We start from the raw sequence: 20,401 nt of genomic DNA, 5'->3' as shown, positions 1-20,401 counted from the left end.
CCGGGGTGGCGGAACTGGCAGACGCACAGGACTTAAAATCCTGCGGTGAGTGATCACCGTACCGGTTCGATTCCGGTCCTCGGCATTTCAAATATGCGCCCATAGCTCAACTGGATAGAGTGTTTGACTACGGATCAAAAGGTTAGGGGTTCGACTCCTCTTGGGCGCGTTAATTAAACGGGAAGTAGCTCAGCTTGGTAGAGCACTTGGTTTGGGACCAAGGGGTCGCAGGTTCGAATCCTGTCTTCCCGATAATTATAAATTTAAACACGGGGCCTTAGCTCAGATGGGAGAGCGCCTGCTTTGCACGCAGGAGGTCAGCGGTTCGATCCCGCTAGGCTCCATTTCATTTAAATAATGAATATCTTTTTCGCGGTGTAGCTCAGCTGGCTAGAGCGTCCGGTTCATACCCGGGAGGTCGGGGGTTCGATCCCCTCCGCCGCGATTTTTAAGAGCCTGGACCTTTAGCTCAGTTGGTTAGAGCAGACGGCTCATAACCGTCCGGTCGTAGGTTCGAGTCCTACAAGGTCCATTGTGGCGTTGTAAGTTTCATATGGAGGATTACCCAAGTCCGGCTGAAGGGAACGGTCTTGAAAACCGTCAGGCGGGTAAAACCGTGCAAGGGTTCGAATCCCTTATCCTCCTTTTTCATATTATCGCGGGATGGAGCAGTCTGGTAGCTCGTCGGGCTCATAACCCGAAGGTCGTAGGTTCAAATCCTGCTCCCGCAATTAAAAACTAAAAACACTGGTTCCGTGGTGTAGGGGTTAACATGCCTGCCTGTCACGCAGGAGATCGCGGGTTCGATTCCCGTCGGAACCGTTTGGCTCGGTAGCTCAGTTGGTAGAGCAATGGATTGAAGCTCCATGTGTCGGCAGTTCGATTCTGTCCCGCGCCATTATGCGGGTGTAGTTTAGTGGTAAAACCACAGCCTTCCAAGCTGTTGTCGCGAGTTCGATTCTCGTCACCCGCTTTTAGTTTTTATGGGCCTATAGCTCAGCTGGTTAGAGCGCACGCCTGATAAGCGTGAGGTCGATGGTTCGAGTCCATTTAGGCCCATTTATTTTATTGGCCCGTTGGTCAAGCGGTTAAGACACCGCCCTTTCACGGCGGTAACACGGGTTCGAATCCCGTACGGGTCATTAATTTAATATAGTTTTACATGGAGGATTACCCAAGTCCGGCTGAAGGGAACGGTCTTGAAAACCGTCAGGCGGGTAAAACCGTGCAAGGGTTCGAATCCCTTATCCTCCTTTTTCATATTATCGCGGGATGGAGCAGTCTGGTAGCTCGTCGGGCTCATAACCCGAAGGTCGTAGGTTCAAATCCTGCTCCCGCAATTAAAAACTAAAAACATTGGTTCCGTGGTGTAGGGGTTAACATGCCTGCCTGTCACGCAGGAGATCGCGGGTTCGATTCCCGTCGGAACCGCCATGCGGGTGTAGTTTAGTGGTAAAACCACAGCCTTCCAAGCTGTTGTCGCGAGTTCGATTCTCGTCACCCGCTTTTAGTTTTTATGGGCCTATAGCTCAGCTGGTTAGAGCGCACGCCTGATAAGCGTGAGGTCGATGGTTCGAGTCCATTTAGGCCCATTAGTACAAAATCTTATTGGTTTTGGGGAAGTACTCAAGTGGCTGAAGAGGCGCCCCTGCTAAGGGTGTAGGTCGGGAAACCGGCGCGAGGGTTCAAATCCCTCCTTCTCCGTTTCAATATTTTGTTTTACCTGGCCCGTTGGTCAAGCGGTTAAGACACCGCCCTTTCACGGCGGTAACACGGGTTCGAATCCCGTACGGGTCATGGAAGATACTTTTTGAGTATCTTTTTCTTTTTATCTGAAAGAATGATTTTAAAAAGCTTAGCAGAGTTATCTTTATGGATGATTGTGCTAAGCTTTTTTGGACAGTTCTAATGTAAAATATTTTTATATTTTTTAAGCAAAAAAATGAAAAAATACGAGCAGAAAACTGTTTTATCTGCTATACTTGGTTCGTTGCAAGTTCCCGAAAGGATCCGCAAGACGGAGATGCCTTGTAACCGAATTTAACTAGGGGGAATCATTATAATGGTAGAAAGACACTTATTTACATCAGAATCTGTTTCTGAAGGACATCCAGATAAAATTGCTGACCAAATCAGTGATGCAATCTTGGATGCAATTTTAAAACAAGATCCAACAGCACGAGTAGCGTGTGAAACGTCTGTAACAACTGGTCTTGTTTTAGTATTTGGAGAAATATCTACGACGGCATATGTAGATATTCAAAAAGTCGTACGGGAAACAATAAAAGAAATTGGTTATACACGTGCAAAATTCGGATTTGATGGAGATACAGCAGCTGTATTGGTTGCGATTGATGAACAATCTCCTGATATTGCTCAAGGAGTTGATGAAGCACTTGAGATCCGGGATGAAGATAAAAAAGACGTATTAGATGAGATTGGTGCTGGTGACCAAGGTTTAATGTTTGGGTTTGCTGTAGATGAAACACCAGAATTGATGCCTTTACCAATCGCTTTGAGTCATCGTCTGGTACGCCGCTTGGCAGATTTGCGTAAATCAAATGAATTAACGTATTTACGTCCAGATGCAAAATCTCAAGTAACGGTTGAATATGATGATCAAGGACAACCGGAACGCGTAGATACAATCGTTATTTCAACACAGCATGATGATGCAGTAGATAATGAAACAATTCGTCATGATGTCATCGAAAAAGTAGTGAAGGAAGTTATTCCAGCTGAATTATTAGATGATCAAACGAAATATTATATCAATCCGACTGGCCGATTTGTCATTGGTGGTCCTCAAGGGGATGCCGGATTAACAGGAAGAAAAATCATTGTTGATACGTATGGCGGTTATGCTCGTCATGGTGGCGGTGCTTTTTCTGGTAAAGATGCGACAAAAGTTGACCGTTCTGCCAGCTATGCTGCACGTTATATTGCTAAAAACATTGTTGCAGCAGGGCTTGCTCGCAAAGCAGAAGTACAGCTAGCTTATGCGATTGGTGTTGCTCAACCTGTTTCGATCTCAATCAATACTTTCGGTACTGGAACGGTTCCGGAAGAAGAACTGATTGCTGCAGTGAGAGAAAACTTCGATCTTCGGCCAGCAGGAATCATCGAGATGCTTGATTTGCGTCGTCCGATTTACAAACAAACAGCTGCTTACGGTCATTTTGGTCGTACAGATGTAGATTTGCCTTGGGAACATACGGACAAAGTAGATGCGTTGAAAGCAAGTTTAGCAAAATAAGTTATATTCAGCTGGAACGATCGCCAAGTGGTGGTTGTTCCAGCTTTTTTTATGGCAGTTAACCTCTTGAAAAAGATAGTAATTATTTATATATTTTTAGATCCTGTCATAATGAAAGGGAGGAATAAGATGAAAAAAGAAACAAATGTTACTTTGGTCACAGTGAGTATTTTCATTGCAACGTTCATGACGGCTATTGAAGGTACAATCGTAACAACCGCTATGCCAACGATTGTCGGTTCATTACATGGAATGGAAATCATGAACTGGGTATTTTCGATTTATTTGCTGACAAACGCTATGCTTACTCCGATTTACGGAAAACTTGCGGATAAAGTGGGACGGAAACCAATCTTTATTTTTGGGACATTATTGTTTATTATCGGTTCGTTATTTTGCGGTTTATCTCAAAGCATGATTGGGTTGATTGCTGCTCGTGCGATTCAAGGGATGGGTGCTGGGGCAATGATGCCAGTAGCTTTGACAATCATCGGCGATCTTTATTCTATTGAAAAGCGAGCAAAAGTTTTAGGTTTGAATAGTTCAGCCTGGGGGATTGCCAGTGTTTTTGGACCGCTTGCGGGAGGATTCATCGTTGAAACGATCAGCTGGCACTGGATCTTTTTTATCAATGTGCCGATCGGTATTCTATTAATTATTTTGATTTGGCTATATTTAAATGAACCAAAAATCATACATGAGTCTAAACCAATGGATATTTTTGGTAGTTTTAGTTTGATGGCTATGCTGGTCTCATCGCTGTTAGGGTTCCAATTATTAGGAGACGAGGGAATGAGTCCGCTTGTTTCTGCTTTGTTGCTATGCAGTATCGTACTGTTGGGTGTTTTTATTTTTGCTGAAAAAAGAGCTAAAGATCCTGTCATCATGATGCATTTATTCAAAAATCCACTATTTGTTGTGGTAAACTTGGCTGCAGCATTGGCTAGTGGTTTTTTGATGGGAATCGATGTTTATATTCCTATGTGGATGCAAGGTGTATTAGGACTGAATGCAGCAATTGGTGGGTTGGTATTAGCACCATTATCACTAGTCTGGATGGTCGGTTCTTTCCTTGCAAGCAAGTGGATGACTCAAATGAAAACTCATTGGGTCTTGAGAATTGGACTACTAATCGCAGCTATTGGGGGCGCTTGGTTGTATCTTATGCCTTTCAGAAGTAACTATTTATGTTTTTTTGCTATATCAACGGTCATCGGTATAGGCTTAGGTGTGACCATGACTACCTCGACTGTCAGTGCACAAAATAGTGTATCTCGTGACCAGCTTGGTGTAGCAACTTCTTTTAATACGTTAGTTCGAACAATTGGTCAAACAGTCATGGTTTCTATTTTTGGTTTATTGATAAATGGGGTAACTAAACGAGAACTTGCAGCAGCAAATTTAACAAATGATGCAGATATCATGAATAAACTGGTGAATCCACAAACGGCTAAATATATTGATGCGGATATTTTGTTACCATTAAGAAAAATTCTTTATGATGGGTTACATTCCGTTTATCTAGTTGGCTTGTTACTCGTGATCATTGCTTTGGTCTTAACGCTTTTCGTTCATGAAAAAAGTGGTAAAATAAAACAGTAGTTTCGGTTAAGATATGTACGTAGCCGAATCATTCAAATTTAAAGTTATTCAAAAATAACTTCTTACTAAGGAAGGCGAAAATATGGCATTTATTCAAGCAAATATTTATTCGAATGTGTTAGAAATGGAAGTCAATCTAAATGTGATACTACCGCAAACAACAAAAAAGGTGATTGGCACCAGTTCAGAGCAAGAGACAACGGATATACCTGTTTTATATTTACTTCATGGAATGGGTGGCAATCATAGTGTATGGGAAAGACGTACGTCGATTGAACGTTATGTAGCAGACTACGGATTAGCTGTCATCATGCCATCTACTGATCTTGGCTGGTACACAGATACAGTTTATGACATGAAGTATTGGACATTCATTGCAGAAGAGCTACCTGAGATTTGTCATGAATTATTCCCGCAATTAACAAGAAAAAGAGAAAAAACATATGCCGCTGGATTATCGATGGGCGGATATGGCGCGTTAAAACTAGGCCTTGCAAAATCAGAAAATTTCGCAGCAGTAATCTCTCTTTCAGGCGCTGTTTCTGTAGGAAATCGAATGGATGATCTTTTGATGGTTCGTAAAGCAGCTTTTTGGGAAGGGATCTTTGGACCATTGGATCAAATCGAAGGTTCAAAAAATGATCCGCAATACTTATTGAAAGAACTAGTAAAAAGCGGAAAACCAGTTCCAAGATTTTATATGGCTTGTGGGGAATCTGATTTTCTTTATCAGGCAAATCAGGAAATGGTATCTGCTATGCAGGAACAAGGCTTGGCGGTCACCTTTGAACAAGGACCTGGCGATCATAACTGGATCTTCTGGGACCAATGGATTCAACGTGCATTGGCGTGGCTAATGGAAGAAAAATAAAAAAAGAGTCTTAAAAAGATAGCTCCTATAGAGATCACTATGTTTGTGATCTCTATAGGAGCTTTTTTACTGCTCGTTTTCTCTTCTTTTATTTTGTTGGCATAAACCTTCAATATAGGTTTGTGCACTCGTTAGAAAGAGTGCTTTTTCATTCAATTCTGCATGGGACTGCATACTTTCTTTAAATCCCTCTAATTGATTTTCAACTACATAATTACGCATAAATAGAACTGTTTCTTTCAAAAATTCATTTCCGTCCATAATCTTTTGCCGAAGCTGTTGTTCATGCTGCTGATCCATTAACTGTCCAATCAATAAATTGTGGAGAGAGGCAATGGCCTGATGACTTTGGGTGACTGAAAATCCTTCACGAACAAGTGATTGGATCATTTGCTCCAAATGTTCTAATCGACTCGGAAAAGCGGGCACAGTATTGATTTCTAATTCTGCCCCACAAGGGAAACGTGTGTAAAGGTCATAGTAATTTTCCATATACTGCAGCAACTGTTCATTCCAAGGCAAAGTTGGATCTGGAAGCGCTAATTCTTCTTCCATTGTTTCAGCCATTTTCTGCAAGAGCTGTTGTTTGTTTTTGAAATACCAATATAAAGCAGGTGCTTGAACATGAATTCTGTTTGCGATGTTTCGCATGGAAAGCTGCGAAAGAGCTTGTGTTTCAGCCAGGATATCAAAGGCGGCCTGAATGATGATTGCTTGAGAAAGCTTTATTTCCATTTTATCAACCTCGTGTATTGCATTATCTTTTTAAACATGGTAAATTGTTAGTCGGTCTAATTTTACAGTGTTAAATTAGTCCTGTCAATTTAAACAAAGGGGTGTAATCAACGAATGAAATTAATCTTATGACATGCGAAAAAATATAAAGTAGCTGTTTTTATTTCCTTGCTGTCCGTAGCAGTCATGGTTGCAGCAGCATTATGGCAACCTAAGTTACTACAGCAAGTATTGGAAGCTATTATTACAGAAGATAATGATGAAATGAAAACAATTGGTATTTACCTGATCAGTCTGGCTTTGCTAGGATTAGCCGCAGGTGTAACGAACACGATTTTCTCTGCAAAAGTAGCTCAAGGCGTAAGTGCAGATATCCGAGAAGAAGCATTTCGAAAGATCCAGACATTTTCATTTGGAAATATCGAACAGTTCTCTGCTGGAAATCTTGTTGTTCGTCTAACAAATGATATCACGCAAATCCAAAATTTAGTGATGATTTCTTTGCAATCACTTTTTCGAATTCCATTCTTATTTATTGGTGCCTTCATTTTAGCTATGATCACGATGCCGCAATTATGGTGGATCATCGTAGCGCTTATCGTTACGGTATTTCTGATTACGGCACTTTCATTTACAAGGATGGGCAAGCACTTCATGATCATTCAAAAACTGATTGATCGTGTGAATAGCATTGCAAAAGAAAACTTACTAGGGATTCGTGTAGTGAAATCTTTTGTACAAGAAGAAAACCAATTGAAGTCATTCAGCAAAGTAAGTGAGGACTTAACAAAACACAACATCATAGTCGGTACATTATTTTCTGTGATGATCCCGTCCTTCATGCTGGCTGCCAATTTGGCTGTGGTTGGGGCGATCTTTTTTGTGAGCGATCTTGTTAAAGATGATCCTACGTTAATTGGTGGAATTGCTTCATTCATGAACTACTTGATGCAGATTATGATGGCAATCATTATTGGCGGAATGATGATGATGACTTCCAGAGCAGCCGTATCGCTGAAGCGGATTGCGGAAATTTTAGATGCTGAACCAGATCTTACTTATTTAGACGTTCCAGAACAAGAGTTGACGGGTTCTGTCACTTTTGACCATGTTTCTTTTCGTTATCCTGGTGAGGATACAGATACGCTTAAAGATATCAGCTTTTCTATCAAACCTGGAGAAATGGTTGGTATCGTCGGGGCGACTGGTGCCGGGAAGTCAACACTAGCACAATTGATCCCTCGTCTATTTGATCCGACAGAAGGCAAAGTTGAAGTAGGTGGTGTAGATCTTCGTCAAGTAAATGAAAAGAGTTTAAGACAAACGGTGTCCTTTGTTTTGCAAAAAGCAATTTTATTCTCAGGAACGATTGCTCAAAACTTGCGTCAAGGGAAAAAGAATGCAACAGAAAAAGAGATGGAACATGCTTCTTCTATTGCTCAAGCAAAAGAATTCATCGAAAAGTTATCTGATCGTTACGAAGCACCAGTAGAAGAACGTAGCAGTAACTTTTCTGGTGGTCAAAAGCAACGTTTATCCATTACTCGTGGCGTTATCGGTAATCCAAAGATCTTGATCCTAGATGACAGTACGAGTGCATTGGATGCTCGCTCTGAAAAGCTGGTCCGAGAAGCACTCGATCGAGATTTGAAGGGAACAACGACGATTGTCATCGCACAAAAAATTGCTTCTGTTGTCAAAGCAGACCGCATCTTAGTATTGGATGAAGGCAGATTAGTCGGCGAAGGAACCCATGAGGAATTGGTAGCTGGAAACCGTGTCTATCAGGAAATCTTTGAAACTCAAAAAGGAACGGAGGAGTAAGTATGACTGATCTAATAAAAGCAAGTAAATTTTTCTATCACTATTTGAAGCGGTACAAACTCTCCTTTTTCTTTATCTTTATCACAGTGATCATTGCTACCTATCTACAAGTAAAGGCACCTCAATACATCGGGGAAGCTTTTCAAGAATTAGCTAATTACGTAGGAGGCTTGATGCAAGGCGTAGACGATAAAAGCAAATTTGTTTCTGTAATATGGAAACTCTTGCTGTTTTATGTACTAGCTAGTGCAGCCAACTTTATCTATAGTATTTTGTTCACACAAGTAGTAGGGAAGTCAACGAACCGAATGCGTATCGGTCTATTCAACAAATTGGAAAAATTGACGATCCGTTTCTTTGATTCTCATCAAGACGGTGAAATTTTAAGTCGTTTTACCAGTGACTTAGATAATATTCAAAATAGTTTGAACCAAGCTTTGCTTCAAGTCATCACGAATGCTGTTTTACTTGTCGGGATCTTGATCATGATGTTCCGCCAAAATGTAGAGTTAGCTTGGGCTACAATTGCTTCCACTCCAGTAGCCGTTTTGATAGCTGTCTTGATTATCCGCAAAGCACGGAAATATGTGGATCTTCAGCAAGATGAAGTGGGGAAACTAAATGGTTATATGGATGAAAAAATCAGCGGACAACGTGTCATCATCACAAATGGCTTACAAGAAGAAACGATTGAAGGATTCTTAGAGCATAATCAAAGTGTTCGCGAAGCAACCTTCAAAGGACAAGCTTATTCTGGTCTATTATTTCCGATGATGCAAGGAATGTCACTGGTCAATACAGCGATAGTTATCTTTTTCGGCGGCTGGTTAGCATTAAATGGTGATTTGGAACGTTCGGTGGCATTAGGCTTAGTTGTGACATTCGTCCAGTATTCACAACAATATTACCAACCACTGATGCAGATTTCATCTGGATACAGCATGATCCAATTAGCGATTACAGGGGCAAGACGATTGAATGAAATGTTTGATGAAAAAGATGAAGTCAAACCAGAAAACGGTAAAGCATTTGATGGTGTTGAAAAAGGTCTTGCGTTGCAGCACGTAGATTTTGGTTATTCTCCAGAAAAACTAGTCTTGAAAGATGTCTCGATCAATGTGGACAAAGGAGAAATGGTTGCTCTTGTTGGTCCAACAGGATCGGGGAAAACGACGATCATGAATCTGCTAAACCGTTTTTACGATGTCAATGATGGTTCAGTAGTCATCGATGGAATAGATATCCGAGATTATGATCTTGATGCATTACGTAGACATGTAAGAATCGTTTTGCAAGAATCTGTATTGTTCTCCGGAACGATCAAAGACAATATCACATTCGGCAAACCGGACGCTTCAGATGAAGAAGTCATCAATGCAGCAAAACAAGCGAATATTCATGACTTCATCATGACGTTAGAAAAAGGTTATGATACAGAGATATCCGAAGAAAATAACTTATTCAGTACAGGTCAAAAGCAGTTGATCAGTATTGCTCGAACGATTATCACAAATCCATCTTTATTGATTTTGGATGAAGCAACAAGTAATGTAGACACGGTAACAGAAGCAAGGATCCAAAAAGCAATGGATGAAGCAATCAAAGGAAGAACCAGCTTTGTGATTGCTCACCGGCTGAAAACAATCTTGAATGCAGATAGAATCGTTGTCTTGCGTGATGGGGAAGTCATTGAAGAAGGCAGTCATCACGAGTTATTAGCAGAAAATGGATTTTATGCGGAACTTTATCATAATCAATTTGTATTTGAATAAAGAGGTTGTGAAAAAGCTGTCCTGCATCAAGTAATAAGAACAGCCAATCAAAAACAGCTTCTCATGTTTTTGATTTGGTTGGACTTATTACCGCAGATATAAGCTTTTGAGCACCGTGAATAAAGAGGTTATGAAATCAACGCCTTAACCTGAGTATTAGAGAAAAAAACGCAAAACATATCATTTATGTTTTGCGTTTTTTATTTATCTTTTTTTCTCAATACAATATAAAATAGGCGGCTGGTTCTTTTGGTTGATAAACCGATAATTCAGCACATTATATGTTTCCTGTGGCAGTTTGGAACAAAAAGAATCAACCATATCCAGTTCTTTTTCTCCACCTTCATGACCATAGTAGACGACAAGGATCAATCGTCCGCGAGGCACAAGTCGTTTCAATATTTCTTCCATAGCTGTGCGTGTAGTCTCTGGCATAGTGATGATTGCTTTATCACTTTTTGGGAGATACCCTAGATTGAAAATCCCTGCTTTGAGATTTTGTTGTTCAGCTATCACTTCTCCTAACGTTTCGTGGCCTTGTAGAATCAATGAGACACGTTCTTCTAACTGACGCTGTTCTAGCCTTTCACGAGTAGCATCGATTGCTTGTTGCTGGATATCGAAACTATAGACATGACCAGTTTTTCCGATGTGTTCTGCTAGAAAAACCGTATCGTGGCCATTGCCCATCGTTGCATCTACGACGTGATCCCCTGGTTGCAAGATTTCTTGCAGTAATGTATGGCTGAAATGCAAAGCAGTTTGCAACATCAGACGCTCACCTTTTTCCGTACATCATATTTTCCTTGGAAGCTATCTCTGCGAAGAAGTTCTTCATCAATTGCATTCAAGACTTCCCATTTTTTCAAGCTCCACATTGGTCCAATCAAGGAATCCCACGGCGCATCCCCTGTCAAACGATGGATGATGATCTCTTTTGGTATCATTTCCAGCTGGTCGCAAATGACATTGACATAGTCAGGACGGCTCATTAATTGAAGGCGACCTTCATGATAGTCCCGCAACATTCTCGTTTTGCGCATCAGATGCATCAAATGGAGCTTGATTCCTTGGATATCTGAATCTAAAATGGTGCGTCTGACATTTTCTTTCATCATTTCTAAACTTTCGCCTGGTAATCCGTTGATCAAATGCGTACAAACACGGATATTATGTTTGCGCAATTTAGCCACGCCATCTAAATAAGTTTGATAATCATGTGCTCGGTTGATCAGTTTTGAAGTTTCTTCAAAAGTTGTTTGCAATCCAAGTTCTACCCATAAATACATCCACTCGTTCAGTTCAGCAAGGTAATCAACTACTTCATCTGGCAGACAATCCGGTCGTGTACCGACTGATAATCCTACGACACCTGGTAAATTGACTACTTGCTCAAATCGTTCTTTGATTATTTCAACTGGCGCATGGGTGTTTGTAAAATTTTGGAAATAAACGATGTATTGTTGGACATGAGGCCATTTTTGATGCATCATGTCGATTTCTTTCTGGAATTGGATTGGAAGAGGGTCTTCAGGTGCAACGATCATGTCACCCGAACCAGATACACTGCAAAAAGTACATCCGCCATGGGCAACAGTCCCATCTCGATTCGGGCAGTCGAACCCTCCATCGATAGGCACCTTGAAAATTTTCCCGCCAAACTCATTTCGTAAAGCGTAATTCCAAGAATGATATCTTTTATTTCCTTCTGAATAAGGAAAAGTCATTAAAAGTCCTTCTTTCTGTAAGAGTTATCTATTTGTTTTCTTTTTTCTCTATACACTGGATAAGTCAGGCACAGCCAAGAAAGACTGAGTAAGTAGCCGCCGATGATATCAGTAGGAAAATGAACGCCCAGATAAATGCGGCTTATCCCGACACTTACTATAATAAACACCATCAGCAATTGAAGCAATGTGCGTAAGGTTCTTTTTTGAACAAAAGCTGGAAGCAGAAATAGTAAAGAACCGTAAAGAATCATACTGCCTGCTGCATGTCCACTAGGGAAACTGTAACTTGTTTCAACTACTAAGTGCGCCAATGAAGGACGCTCTCGCATGAAAAATAGTTTGATCACCGGGTTGATGATTCCAGCAATTACAATAAATCCAGAAACGAACCAAAATGTTTCTGCCCTTTTTTTCTTATACCACATCCATAAAGCCGCACAAGCAAATAAAATGATGACGGTAAGAGGATTACCGAATTTAGTCATAAAGAGTTGGTAGCTGTTCAGATCAGGATAAGAAGCTCTGACAATGCCTGTAAACCACTGATCGAAACCAGAAAGCCACGACAGATGGAACTTTACGATCCAGCCCAAAATGAAAAACAGGACAAGAAAGAAGCTACCAGCCACCTGAAATGATGTTTTATATTTCATACAATTCCTCCTTTGAAGCAATGACTTATTATAGCATTTTTGGTCCAGCGAAAAAAACGGTAAAGAGATAAAACCAATGTATGATTCCTCTTTGAATAACCAATATTCTTATAAAAAAAATAACTGTAATCGGAAAGACATTTTTTGGTAATGCAAATGAAATGTTAGGGAAATAAAATCAGTGTTTTTCGAAATCCTTTTAAACAAGAACGTAGACGTAGGAAGAACTTGAAAATGAACAGAAGTTGTTCATTACGGTAAATTACAATATGATTACAAAAAACAACAAAGCTCTTAAATAACTTTTAATAAATATTAAGAGAAGTTATAATTATTAATAATAGATAAATTGAAGTTGGAGGATAGAAGATGGAAAACATTGCAAGAAAAGAACGGAGACGTTTAGAACAGACCAAACGTTTTCGAAAAGCAAAACGAGGGGCAGCAATCGTGGGAACTGCGATGGTAGGCTGTTCTGTCGCTGCCCCATTAGTACAGCCGGTTCCTGTTCAAGCGGATGAAACACCTGTTCAGTTCGGCGCAAGAATCAATACAGCGGCATTTATCACAGAAATTGCTACTTATGCTCAACCAATCGCTCAAGCCAACGATCTATATGCATCAGTGATGATCGCACAAGCAGTTGTAGAAAGCGGTTGGGGCAGTAGTGCGTTATCTCAAGCACCTTATTATAATCTTTTTGGGATAAAAGGCAGCTATCAAGGACAAACCGTCTACATGGATACGCTTGAATTTTTAAATAATCAATGGGTAAATAAAAAGGAGCCTTTCCGACAATATCCTTCTTTTGCTGAATCTTTCAATGACAATGCCTATGTACTTAGAAATACTTCATTTGGCAACGGTTATTACTATGCCGGTACTTGGAAGAGCAACACGAAATCCTATACAGATGCGACAGCTTGTTTGACAGGGCGTTATGCGACTGATCCTGGTTACGCAGGCAAATTAAATAATATCATCGCAACTTACGGATTGACCCAATATGATACACCAGCTAGCGGAAACGCAGGCGGTGGAGCGACTACAGGTGGCAATAATACTGGAAGTGCAGGTAGTACTGGCGGTTCAAGCAATTCTGGTAATACAAACTCAGGTTCAGCAACTTCGACCACTTATACTGTCCAATCTGGTGATTCTGTTTGGGGAATCTCAAATAAATTCGGTATCACAATGGATCAATTGATCCAATGGAACAACATCCAAAACAATTTCATTTATCCAGGACAAAAACTGACAATCAAAGGTAGCCAGGAAAATGGCTCTTCGACGAATAATTCCGGTAACAATACCAATTCTTCAGGAAATGCTGGTACATCAAACGGAGGACAAACAACTGGTGCGAAATACACTGTTCAATCTGGTGATTCTGTTTGGAAGATCTCAAATGATCACGGAATTACGATGGCTCAATTGATTGAATGGAACAATATCAAGAACAATTTCGTTTATCCAGGACAACAGCTAATCGTATCAAATGGCGGTTCTTCTAATGCTGGAGCAAATACTGGCTCAAATACTGGGAATACAAGTGGCTCTAGTTCGTCCAGCTCAAGTTCTTCTAATACAGCTTCAGGAACGAAATATACAGTTAAAGCCGGAGACTCTGTTTGGAGCGTCTCAAATAAATACGGAATTACGATGGCTCAGATAATCCAATGGAACAATATCCAAAATAACTTTATCTACCCAGGACAACAACTGACTGTTTCAAACAGTGGATCAACAAACAGCACGTCAGGTAATACAGGTTCGTCAACCAATACAAATAACAGCAGTTCAGTTAATACTGGCAGCAGTTCGTCTCAAGGCACTTATACCGTGAAAGCAGGTGAATCTGTTTGGAGCGTGGCAAATAAAAACGGCATCACGATGGATCAGTTAATCGAATGGAATAATATCAAAAACAACTTCATTTATCCAGGACAGCAATTGATCGTTAAAGGTGGAACTTCGGCAAATACAAATACAGGTTCAACTACTTCTGCAGCGAAAACAAATACACCGAATACGTCTGCTACGACAAGTACATCATCCACTGGTAATACGATGTATACCGTGAAAGCGGGCGAGTCAGTTTGGAGCGTAGCGAACAAACATCATATCACGATGGATCAGTTAATCGAATGGAATAATATCAAAAATAATTTCATCTATCCAGGACAGCAAGTGATTGTGAAGAAAGGTTCATCTCAATCAACAAACCAACAATCAGTTACTGGTTCGAAAACCTATACTGTGAAATCTGGAGAATCTGTTTGGAGTGTTGCTGACAGTCATGGAATTACAATGGCTCAACTAATCGAATGGAACAATATTAAGAACAACTTTATTTATCCAGGTCAAACGTTGATTGTAGCTAAATAAAATAGCTGTTCGAAGAAATAACGATTGAATTCCACAAAAATATTTGTTACTATAAGGCTACTTAAATATGACAACACTTGAAAAGGAAGTAGTAAAAAGACTGAAGTTTCAGAGAGCGCATGGCTGGTGAGAATGTGCACGGATGCTTTTGAACTCGCCTTTGAGTTGCCCTTGCTGAATACCCGAGTAAGCAAGCGGCGGTGACGGCCGTTACAACGTTCGAGGCCTTTTCACTAAGGTAAAATTAGGTGGTACCGCGTAGATTACGTCCTATAAAAAGAGCAATCTTTTTATAGGATTTTTTTATTTCTTTTGTGAAGTTTGAGAAAACAAAGCAAAAGGAAATAAAAATAAACAGATTCTGCCGGTTTTTTCGTTATATTTATAATAGAAACAAGTGTTTTCAATAGAACAGGAGGACAGCAAATGAGTTACAATCATAAAGAAATTGAGAAAAAATGGCAAAAATACTGGGCAAAAACGAATACTTTCAACACCCATGATGATCCTGAAAAGCCAAAATTTTACGCACTGGATATGTTTCCCTATCCATCTGGTCAAGGGCTACATGTAGGGCATCCTGAAGGTTATACGGCAACGGATATCCTTTCACGTGTGAAAAGAAGTCAAGGATACAACGTACTGCATCCAATGGGGTGGGATGCATTCGGTCTGCCTGCTGAACAATATGCGCTAGATACAGGAAACGATCCGGCTGAGTTTACCCAAAAAAATATCGAAACATTCCGACGCCAAATCAATTCTTTAGGATTTAGTTATGACTGGAATCGCGAAGTGAATACAACTGATCCGGAGTATTATAAATGGACACAATGGATCTTTACGAAGCTTTATGAAAAAGGTCTAGCTTATGAAGCAGAAGTAGCGGTAAACTGGGTACCTGAATTAGGAACAGTTATTTCAAATGAAGAAGTGATCGATGGGAAAAGTGAACGTGGTGGCTATGATGTAGTCAGAAAACCAATGCGCCAATGGATGCTGAAAATCACTGCTTATGCTGATCGCTTATTGGATGATCTAGAATTAGTTGATTGGCCAGAAAGCATTAAAGAAATGCAAAGAAATTGGATCGGTCGTTCAGTAGGAGCAAATATTGAATTTAAAGTGGCTGGTACGGATAAATCCTATACCGTATTTACGACACGACCAGATACTCTATTCGGTGCAACTTACTCGGTTCTTGCACCTGAACTAGATCTTGTTAGAGAAATTACGACCCCTGAACAAAAAGCTGCTGTAGAAGCTTATATCGAAGAGACAGCTAAAAAATCAGATCTAAAGAGAACCGATCTTGCAAAAGAAAAAACAGGAGTATTTACTGGTGCTTATGCAATCAATCCAGTTAATGGCAAAGAAATCCCAATCTGGATTGCCGATTATGTATTATCTTCATACGGCACAGGAGCCATCATGGCTGTTCCAGCACATGATGAACGTGACTTTGAATTCGCTCAAACTTTCGGACTAGAGATTCTTCCAGTTATCGAAGGTGGAGATGTTGAAAAAGCTGCTTACACAGAAGATGGTACGCACATCAACTCTGAATTTCTAGACGGCATGAACAAACAAGAAGCAATCGATAAAATGAATGAATGGCTAGAAGAAAATGGCGTAGGGAAAAAAGAAGTCAGCTATCGCTTACGTGACTGGCTATTCTCCCGTCAACGTTACTGGGGTGAACCAATCCCAATCATCCATTGGGAGGACGGAACAGTCACAGCTGTCCCAGAAGAAGAGCTACCATTACGGTTGCCTAAGACAAAAAACATCAAGCCAAGCGGTACTGGAGAATCTCCATTAGCAAATATCGAGGAGTGGGTCAATGTCGTTGATCCTGTAACAGGTAAAAAAGGCCGTCGCGAAACGAATACAATGCCACAATGGGCAGGAAGCTCATGGTATTACCTGCGTTATATCGACCCTCATAACAAAAAAGAACTAGCAGATTATGAAAAGTTGAAGCGTTGGCTACCAGTTGACATCTACATTGGTGGAGCAGAACATGCGGTACTTCATTTACTATATGCACGATTCTGGCATAAATTCTTATACGATATCGGTGTTGTTCCTACAAAAGAACCATTCCAAAAACTATACAATCAAGGAATGATCTTAGGCGAAAACAACGAAAAAATGTCAAAATCTCGTGGTAATGTAGTCAATCCTGATGATGTGGTCGAAACTTACGGTGCAGATACACTGCGCATGTACGAAATGTTCATGGGGCCATTAGATGCTTCGATTGCTTGGAGCGAAAATGGCTTAGAAGGAAGCCGTAAATTCTTGGATCGTGTATGGCGTTTGATCGTTGATGAGAACAATAAAATGCGTGACCGTATCACTACATTGAATGATGGCAAGCTTGATAAAGTGTATCATCAAACAGTGAAAAAAGTGACAGAAGACTATGAAAATCTTCATTTCAATACAGCAATCTCCCAATTGATGGTCTTTATCAATGAAGCCTATAAAGTGGACGCTCTGCCTTATGAATATATCGAAGGATTTGTTCAACTACTCGCACCGATTGCTCCTCACATGGGTGAAGAACTATGGGCAATCCTTGGAAATGATGGTGGTATTTCTTACGCACCATGGCCAACATACGATGAAGCAGCACTTGTTGAAGACGAAGTAGAAGTTGTTTTCCAAGTAAACGGTAAAGTTCGTGCGAAAAGCAATGTTCCCCGAGACTTAGGAAAAGATGAGCTAGAAAAAGCAGCATTAGCCAATGAAATAGTGCAAGAATATATTGAAGGCAAAACAGTCAGAAAAGTTATTGCGGTACCAAACAAGTTAGTCAATATCGTTGCTAATTAATTGGCTCTTTGTCAATAAGGACTGATGAGTTGTGCAAAATCAAATCTGGGCCAGAATGAACTTCATTCTGTCTCAGATTTTTTGTTATTTCAAATTGATTAATTGATTGATCAAAAAGGTTTTGATTTTCATGTTCTCAAACACGTTCAATGTCTTTTTCTTCTGAATGGTCTTGTAAGAGATCTCTGTAATCATCAAATTTTTGTCTATTAATCTTAGTATTTTTTGATGCGCGAATTGTAAAATTAAGTTAGAAAAATAAAAAGGCATTTATGGTACACTCAAATTGTATTTCCGACGAAAGAAAACAAAGGAGTGTAACCATAAATGACCTACAAACATCTTACCATAGACGAACTGACAATGATAGAATCATATTATCTTCAACATAATAAGCCGGTTGAAATCGCTAACCGAATGGGACGTGCTATACAAACTATTTATAATGTAGTCAATAAGTTCAAGCAAGGTAAGACTGCTCTTGATTATTGGCACCAGTATAAAGAAAAAATGTGGTAGAAAAGTCATTCAATTACCTGCTCATGAAGTAGATTACATTAAAGAGAAAGTCACTCTTGGTTGGACGCCTGACGTCATTATCGGGCGAAAAGAAAGACCTGTTTCATGCGGTATGAGAACACTTTATCGTTTATTTTCTAAAGGAATATTTGATATTGACACACTACCGATGAAAGGTAAAAGAAAACCCAATGGCCATCAGGAAAAACGGGGAAAACAACAGTATCAGCGCTCAATCCATGATCGACCTGATAATTATCCTGATTTCAATTTAGTTGAAAGATTATCTAAAGTCATTATCACGATTAAACCCAACGGCCGTAAGGCATTAGATATTGAAACTGCCCTTAATCAATGGTTTTCTCGCTTCCCTAAAAACTTCTTTAAATCTATTACGTTTGACTGTGGAAAAGAATTTTCTAACTGGAAAGCCATTAGTAACCAACATGATATTGATATATATTTTGCGGACCCTGGAACACCTTCTCAACGCCCATTAAACGAGAATTCTAACGGGATTCTGCGTCGTAATGGACTGCCGAAATCAATGGATTTTAGAGAAGTGAATCAGACATTTATTTCCAGTGTCAGCAATCAACGTAATCATATTCCAAGAAAATCATTGAATTACAGAACACCAATCGAAATATTTTTGAGCTATGTACAAGAAGCATTTTATTCTAGCTTAATTTGACAAATCATATTATAAAGAAAAATTTTCTGGTTCGATTACGGGTTTAATGTGGGGGATTATTAGTCGTGGATAGATAGAATTTTAGTTTTTTAGAGGAAATATGTCTTTAAAAATGGAATGGTTGCAATTCTTAGCGATATATACGATGTAATTGTCCTCTTAAAAAAGTATGGAAAAATAATTGTATTGGGTGTTATGTATAATTCATGGTGAACTGAGACTAATGAGAAGAAAAATTCATATTGTTATGAGTGAGATTGTATCAGATGAGAATGATAAATTAAATAGGTGCATAAAAGCATTACACTTAAAATACATTGTTGCTTACATTATTACAATATGTTAATAAGGCAAAAATAAATAGATGGATTGAATAAACATATTTTTTAATCAAATAGTCCCTACTGTGACTTTCCTCAGCTATCGGTGATACTACCGATAGCATTTTTTTTGCTTATAAAATAATTATAAGTATTTAGAGATTTTTCTTCTAACATTCTTCAAACAAGAAAAATCACAAAGGTTATTGTTATTTTTATATATTCTTTTTAAGAATGATTATTTTTTTATAGAAATTTTAAAAAATAAAACACGTTATTGATGGATAGTTAGTTTGTTATTTGGTAATATTATAGAAGTTGACTGGTAGTGATTTATTTTTCGTCGTTTTATAAAAATGTTATTTTTTGGAAAAATTCACAAATATGTAACGAATGTTTTTCTGGAATTTGCTGCGTTAAAAAGCAGTATGACTAATATAAATACTATTGTCATTTATGCAATTTTTTATGGATAGTAATTTTAGAGGGGAATCAATGAAGGAAGAATAGAAGGGAAAAATAGTTGCAAATACGCCAGTTAGCAAAAATAGCAATACATCTTCAAGCTTTAAAATTCGAGAGAATCATCTTGGTAGTGGAATCAACTACAACAAAAGGATTAAACCAATTAATAGACAGAATTACCAATGGAAAAATAGAAAAGGTAGTTATTCTATACAAAAGTTGTTTAATTCGCTTCGGTTATGAACTTAGTGAAACCCTTTGCAATATATGGTACAGAATATAGAAATTATTGACATTACAGAAAATGATGAAGATTTAATACAGATTGTCACTATTTGTAGATACCTTTTACAAGGAAACCGAGCCAATAAAGCTAAGAAGATGATTAAGGAGTTGATGGAAGACGATACAAGTTAAGAAAGTAAAACTACGCCCAAATAAAGAGCAAAAAGAGTAATTGGACGTGGAAAATACAAGAAATGTACCATCGATTCGGTGGACAGTTTATTAGTAATGACGGTTTGAGAACATCCATGACGAGAATGAAGGAACATCCTAAATGCGTTTAGTTGAACCAAGTGCCAAATAATATGGCCAAATAAGCGATCAGTTATCGATGAATCCCAAGTATTCTAAACTATATATTCATTTTGATGCTAAGCATTGATATATTTTTTTGGGATTGATGAAGGTTAACCAATACAGGGACTCACTGATGAAATTCTAGAGTC

The 20,401-nt window shown here is 39.2% G+C and carries 11 protein-coding genes, 20 tRNA genes, 2 pseudogenes, 1 riboswitch and 1 other annotated feature (1 of these 35 only partly in view); of the genes and pseudogenes, 29 read left to right on the top strand and 4 right to left on the bottom strand.

Features of this window, described 5'->3' with window-relative positions:
• The 23 genes from MKX69_RS11535 to MKX69_RS11425 all read left to right on the top strand — a co-directional run.
• Positions 1-85 (top strand) — tRNA-Leu (locus MKX69_RS11535) (it extends 1 nt beyond the left edge of the window).
• Positions 86-95: 10 nt separating this feature from the next.
• Positions 96-169: transfer RNA gene (locus MKX69_RS11530), tRNA-Arg, on the top strand.
• Between the two features lie 9 nt (positions 170-178).
• Positions 179-252 (top strand) — tRNA-Pro (locus MKX69_RS11525).
• 19 nt (positions 253-271) lie between these two features.
• Positions 272-344 (top strand) — tRNA-Ala (locus tag MKX69_RS11520).
• 27 nt (positions 345-371) lie between these two features.
• A tRNA-Met gene (locus MKX69_RS11515) sits at positions 372-445 on the top strand.
• A 13-nt stretch (positions 446-458) separates the two neighbouring features.
• Positions 459-532 (top strand) — tRNA-Ile (locus MKX69_RS11510).
• A gap of 23 nt (positions 533-555) precedes the next feature.
• Positions 556-645 (top strand) — tRNA-Ser (locus MKX69_RS11505).
• 12 nt (positions 646-657) lie between these two features.
• Positions 658-731 (top strand) — tRNA-Met (locus MKX69_RS11500).
• Between the two features lie 18 nt (positions 732-749).
• Positions 750-822, top strand: a tRNA-Asp gene (locus MKX69_RS11495).
• Positions 823-825: 3 nt separating this feature from the next.
• A tRNA-Phe gene (locus MKX69_RS11490) sits at positions 826-898 on the top strand.
• A 4-nt stretch (positions 899-902) separates the two neighbouring features.
• Positions 903-973 (top strand) — tRNA-Gly (locus MKX69_RS11485).
• A gap of 12 nt (positions 974-985) precedes the next feature.
• Positions 986-1,059, top strand: a tRNA-Ile gene (locus tag MKX69_RS11480).
• Positions 1,060-1,070: 11 nt separating this feature from the next.
• Positions 1,071-1,142, top strand: a tRNA-Glu gene (locus MKX69_RS11475).
• Positions 1,143-1,164: 22 nt separating this feature from the next.
• Positions 1,165-1,254, top strand: a tRNA-Ser gene (locus MKX69_RS11470).
• Between the two features lie 12 nt (positions 1,255-1,266).
• Positions 1,267-1,340: transfer RNA gene (locus MKX69_RS11465), tRNA-Met, on the top strand.
• 18 nt (positions 1,341-1,358) lie between these two features.
• Positions 1,359-1,434, top strand: a tRNA-Asp gene (locus MKX69_RS11460).
• A 1-nt stretch (position 1,435) separates the two neighbouring features.
• Positions 1,436-1,506, top strand: a tRNA-Gly gene (locus MKX69_RS11455).
• A gap of 12 nt (positions 1,507-1,518) precedes the next feature.
• A tRNA-Ile gene (locus MKX69_RS11450) sits at positions 1,519-1,592 on the top strand.
• Between the two features lie 24 nt (positions 1,593-1,616).
• A tRNA-Ser gene (locus tag MKX69_RS11445) sits at positions 1,617-1,704 on the top strand.
• A gap of 21 nt (positions 1,705-1,725) precedes the next feature.
• Positions 1,726-1,797, top strand: a tRNA-Glu gene (locus MKX69_RS11440).
• A gap of 188 nt (positions 1,798-1,985) precedes the next feature.
• Positions 1,986-2,065, top strand: a riboswitch (SMK box riboswitch).
• Positions 2,063-3,256: a methionine adenosyltransferase gene (gene metK, locus MKX69_RS11435; RefSeq protein ID WP_002289731.1), complete on the top strand. Its 1,194-nt coding sequence runs from the start codon at positions 2,063-2,065 to the stop codon at positions 3,254-3,256. Its footprint overlaps the riboswitch before it by 3 nt.
• Before the next feature lie 129 nt (positions 3,257-3,385).
• Entirely contained in the window at positions 3,386-4,858 is a 1,473-nt protein-coding gene (locus tag MKX69_RS11430; protein WP_341010284.1) for an MDR family MFS transporter, read from the top strand.
• Between the two features lie 82 nt (positions 4,859-4,940).
• On the top strand, positions 4,941-5,729 hold the full coding sequence (locus MKX69_RS11425) for an alpha/beta hydrolase (RefSeq protein ID WP_002299077.1): 789 nt from the start codon (positions 4,941-4,943) through the stop codon (positions 5,727-5,729).
• A gap of 66 nt (positions 5,730-5,795) precedes the next feature.
• Here MKX69_RS11425 and MKX69_RS11420 read toward each other — a convergent pair whose 3' ends face one another.
• Positions 5,796-6,464, bottom strand: coding sequence for a TetR family transcriptional regulator (locus MKX69_RS11420; RefSeq protein ID WP_341010280.1), 669 nt, complete (start codon positions 6,462-6,464; stop codon positions 5,796-5,798).
• A 162-nt stretch (positions 6,465-6,626) separates the two neighbouring features.
• Between MKX69_RS11420 and MKX69_RS11415 the strand changes: the two genes are divergently transcribed.
• Entirely contained in the window at positions 6,627-8,288 is a 1,662-nt protein-coding gene (locus MKX69_RS11415; RefSeq protein ID WP_341010542.1) for an ABC transporter ATP-binding protein, read from the top strand.
• 2 nt (positions 8,289-8,290) lie between these two features.
• On the top strand, positions 8,291-10,060 hold the full coding sequence (locus MKX69_RS11410) for an ABC transporter ATP-binding protein (RefSeq protein WP_341010278.1): 1,770 nt from the start codon (positions 8,291-8,293) through the stop codon (positions 10,058-10,060).
• 204 nt (positions 10,061-10,264) lie between these two features.
• Here the strand turns inward: MKX69_RS11410 and MKX69_RS11405 are convergent, their stop codons facing one another.
• Genes MKX69_RS11405 through MKX69_RS11395 form a run of 3 tightly spaced genes read right to left on the bottom strand, consistent with a single transcriptional unit; the run spans position 10,265 to position 12,443 of the window.
• The gene (locus MKX69_RS11405; protein WP_341010277.1) at positions 10,265-10,831 is read right to left on the bottom strand and encodes a class I SAM-dependent methyltransferase; all 567 of its coding nucleotides are present in this window, start codon (positions 10,829-10,831) and stop codon (positions 10,265-10,267) included.
• On the bottom strand, positions 10,831-11,787 hold the full coding sequence (locus MKX69_RS11400) for a TIGR01212 family radical SAM protein (RefSeq protein WP_341010275.1): 957 nt from the start codon (positions 11,785-11,787) through the stop codon (positions 10,831-10,833). The genes MKX69_RS11405 and MKX69_RS11400 overlap by 1 nt, the downstream gene beginning before the upstream one ends.
• A complete protein-coding gene (locus tag MKX69_RS11395; protein ID WP_002297384.1) occupies positions 11,787-12,443 on the bottom strand; it encodes a phosphatase PAP2 family protein in 657 nt (218 codons plus the stop codon). Before MKX69_RS11395 ends, MKX69_RS11400 begins: the two co-directional genes overlap by 1 nt.
• A 369-nt stretch (positions 12,444-12,812) precedes the next feature.
• Here MKX69_RS11395 and MKX69_RS11390 point away from each other — a divergent pair, with 369 nt between their 5' ends.
• The 4 genes and pseudogenes from MKX69_RS11390 to MKX69_RS11375 all read left to right on the top strand — a co-directional run.
• Complete coding sequence (locus MKX69_RS11390; protein WP_341010272.1) at positions 12,813-14,831, top strand: LysM peptidoglycan-binding domain-containing protein; 2,019 nt, start codon at positions 12,813-12,815, stop codon at positions 14,829-14,831.
• A gap of 69 nt (positions 14,832-14,900) precedes the next feature.
• Positions 14,901-15,107, top strand: a binding site (T-box leader).
• A 150-nt stretch (positions 15,108-15,257) separates the two neighbouring features.
• Positions 15,258-17,672 carry a leucine--tRNA ligase gene (leuS, locus tag MKX69_RS11385; protein ID WP_002285916.1) on the top strand — a complete coding sequence of 805 codons (2,415 nt, stop codon included), beginning with the start codon at positions 15,258-15,260 and terminating at the stop codon, positions 17,670-17,672.
• A 327-nt stretch (positions 17,673-17,999) separates the two neighbouring features.
• A pseudogene (locus MKX69_RS11380) lies at positions 18,000-18,885 on the top strand (IS30 family transposase).
• Positions 18,886-19,793: 908 nt separating this feature from the next.
• Positions 19,794-20,087 (top strand): annotated as a pseudogene (locus tag MKX69_RS11375) (IS607 family transposase); the annotation flags it as partial.
• Positions 20,088-20,401: the final 314 nt, after the last annotated feature.

Origin of the sequence: Enterococcus sp. FSL R5-0957, assembly GCF_038008005.1 — a bacterium.
Taxonomy (GTDB): Bacteria; Bacillota; Bacilli; order Lactobacillales; family Enterococcaceae; genus Enterococcus_B; species Enterococcus_B faecium.
The sequence above is the reverse complement of the archived record's forward strand: the minus strand, read 5'-3'. Positions and strand labels throughout refer to the sequence as shown.

Bases quoted from the DNA above. Each gene is read 5' to 3' on its own strand.
- metK (WP_002289731.1), top strand. From the start codon at position 2,063: ATGGTAGAAAGACACTTATTTACATCAGAATCTGTTTCTGAAGGACAT.
- MKX69_RS11430 (WP_341010284.1), top strand. From the start codon at position 3,386: ATGAAAAAAGAAACAAATGTTACTTTGGTCACAGTGAGTATTTTCATT.
- MKX69_RS11425 (WP_002299077.1), top strand. From the start codon at position 4,941: ATGGCATTTATTCAAGCAAATATTTATTCGAATGTGTTAGAAATGGAA.
- MKX69_RS11420 (WP_341010280.1), bottom strand. From the start codon at position 6,464: ATGGAAATAAAGCTTTCTCAAGCAATCATCATTCAGGCCGCCTTTGAT.
- MKX69_RS11410 (WP_341010278.1), top strand. From the start codon at position 8,291: ATGACTGATCTAATAAAAGCAAGTAAATTTTTCTATCACTATTTGAAG.
- MKX69_RS11405 (WP_341010277.1), bottom strand. From the start codon at position 10,831: ATGTTGCAAACTGCTTTGCATTTCAGCCATACATTACTGCAAGAAATC.
- MKX69_RS11400 (WP_341010275.1), bottom strand. From the start codon at position 11,787: ATGACTTTTCCTTATTCAGAAGGAAATAAAAGATATCATTCTTGGAAT.
- MKX69_RS11395 (WP_002297384.1), bottom strand. From the start codon at position 12,443: ATGAAATATAAAACATCATTTCAGGTGGCTGGTAGCTTCTTTCTTGTC.
- MKX69_RS11390 (WP_341010272.1), top strand. From the start codon at position 12,813: ATGGAAAACATTGCAAGAAAAGAACGGAGACGTTTAGAACAGACCAAA.
- leuS (WP_002285916.1), top strand. From the start codon at position 15,258: ATGAGTTACAATCATAAAGAAATTGAGAAAAAATGGCAAAAATACTGG.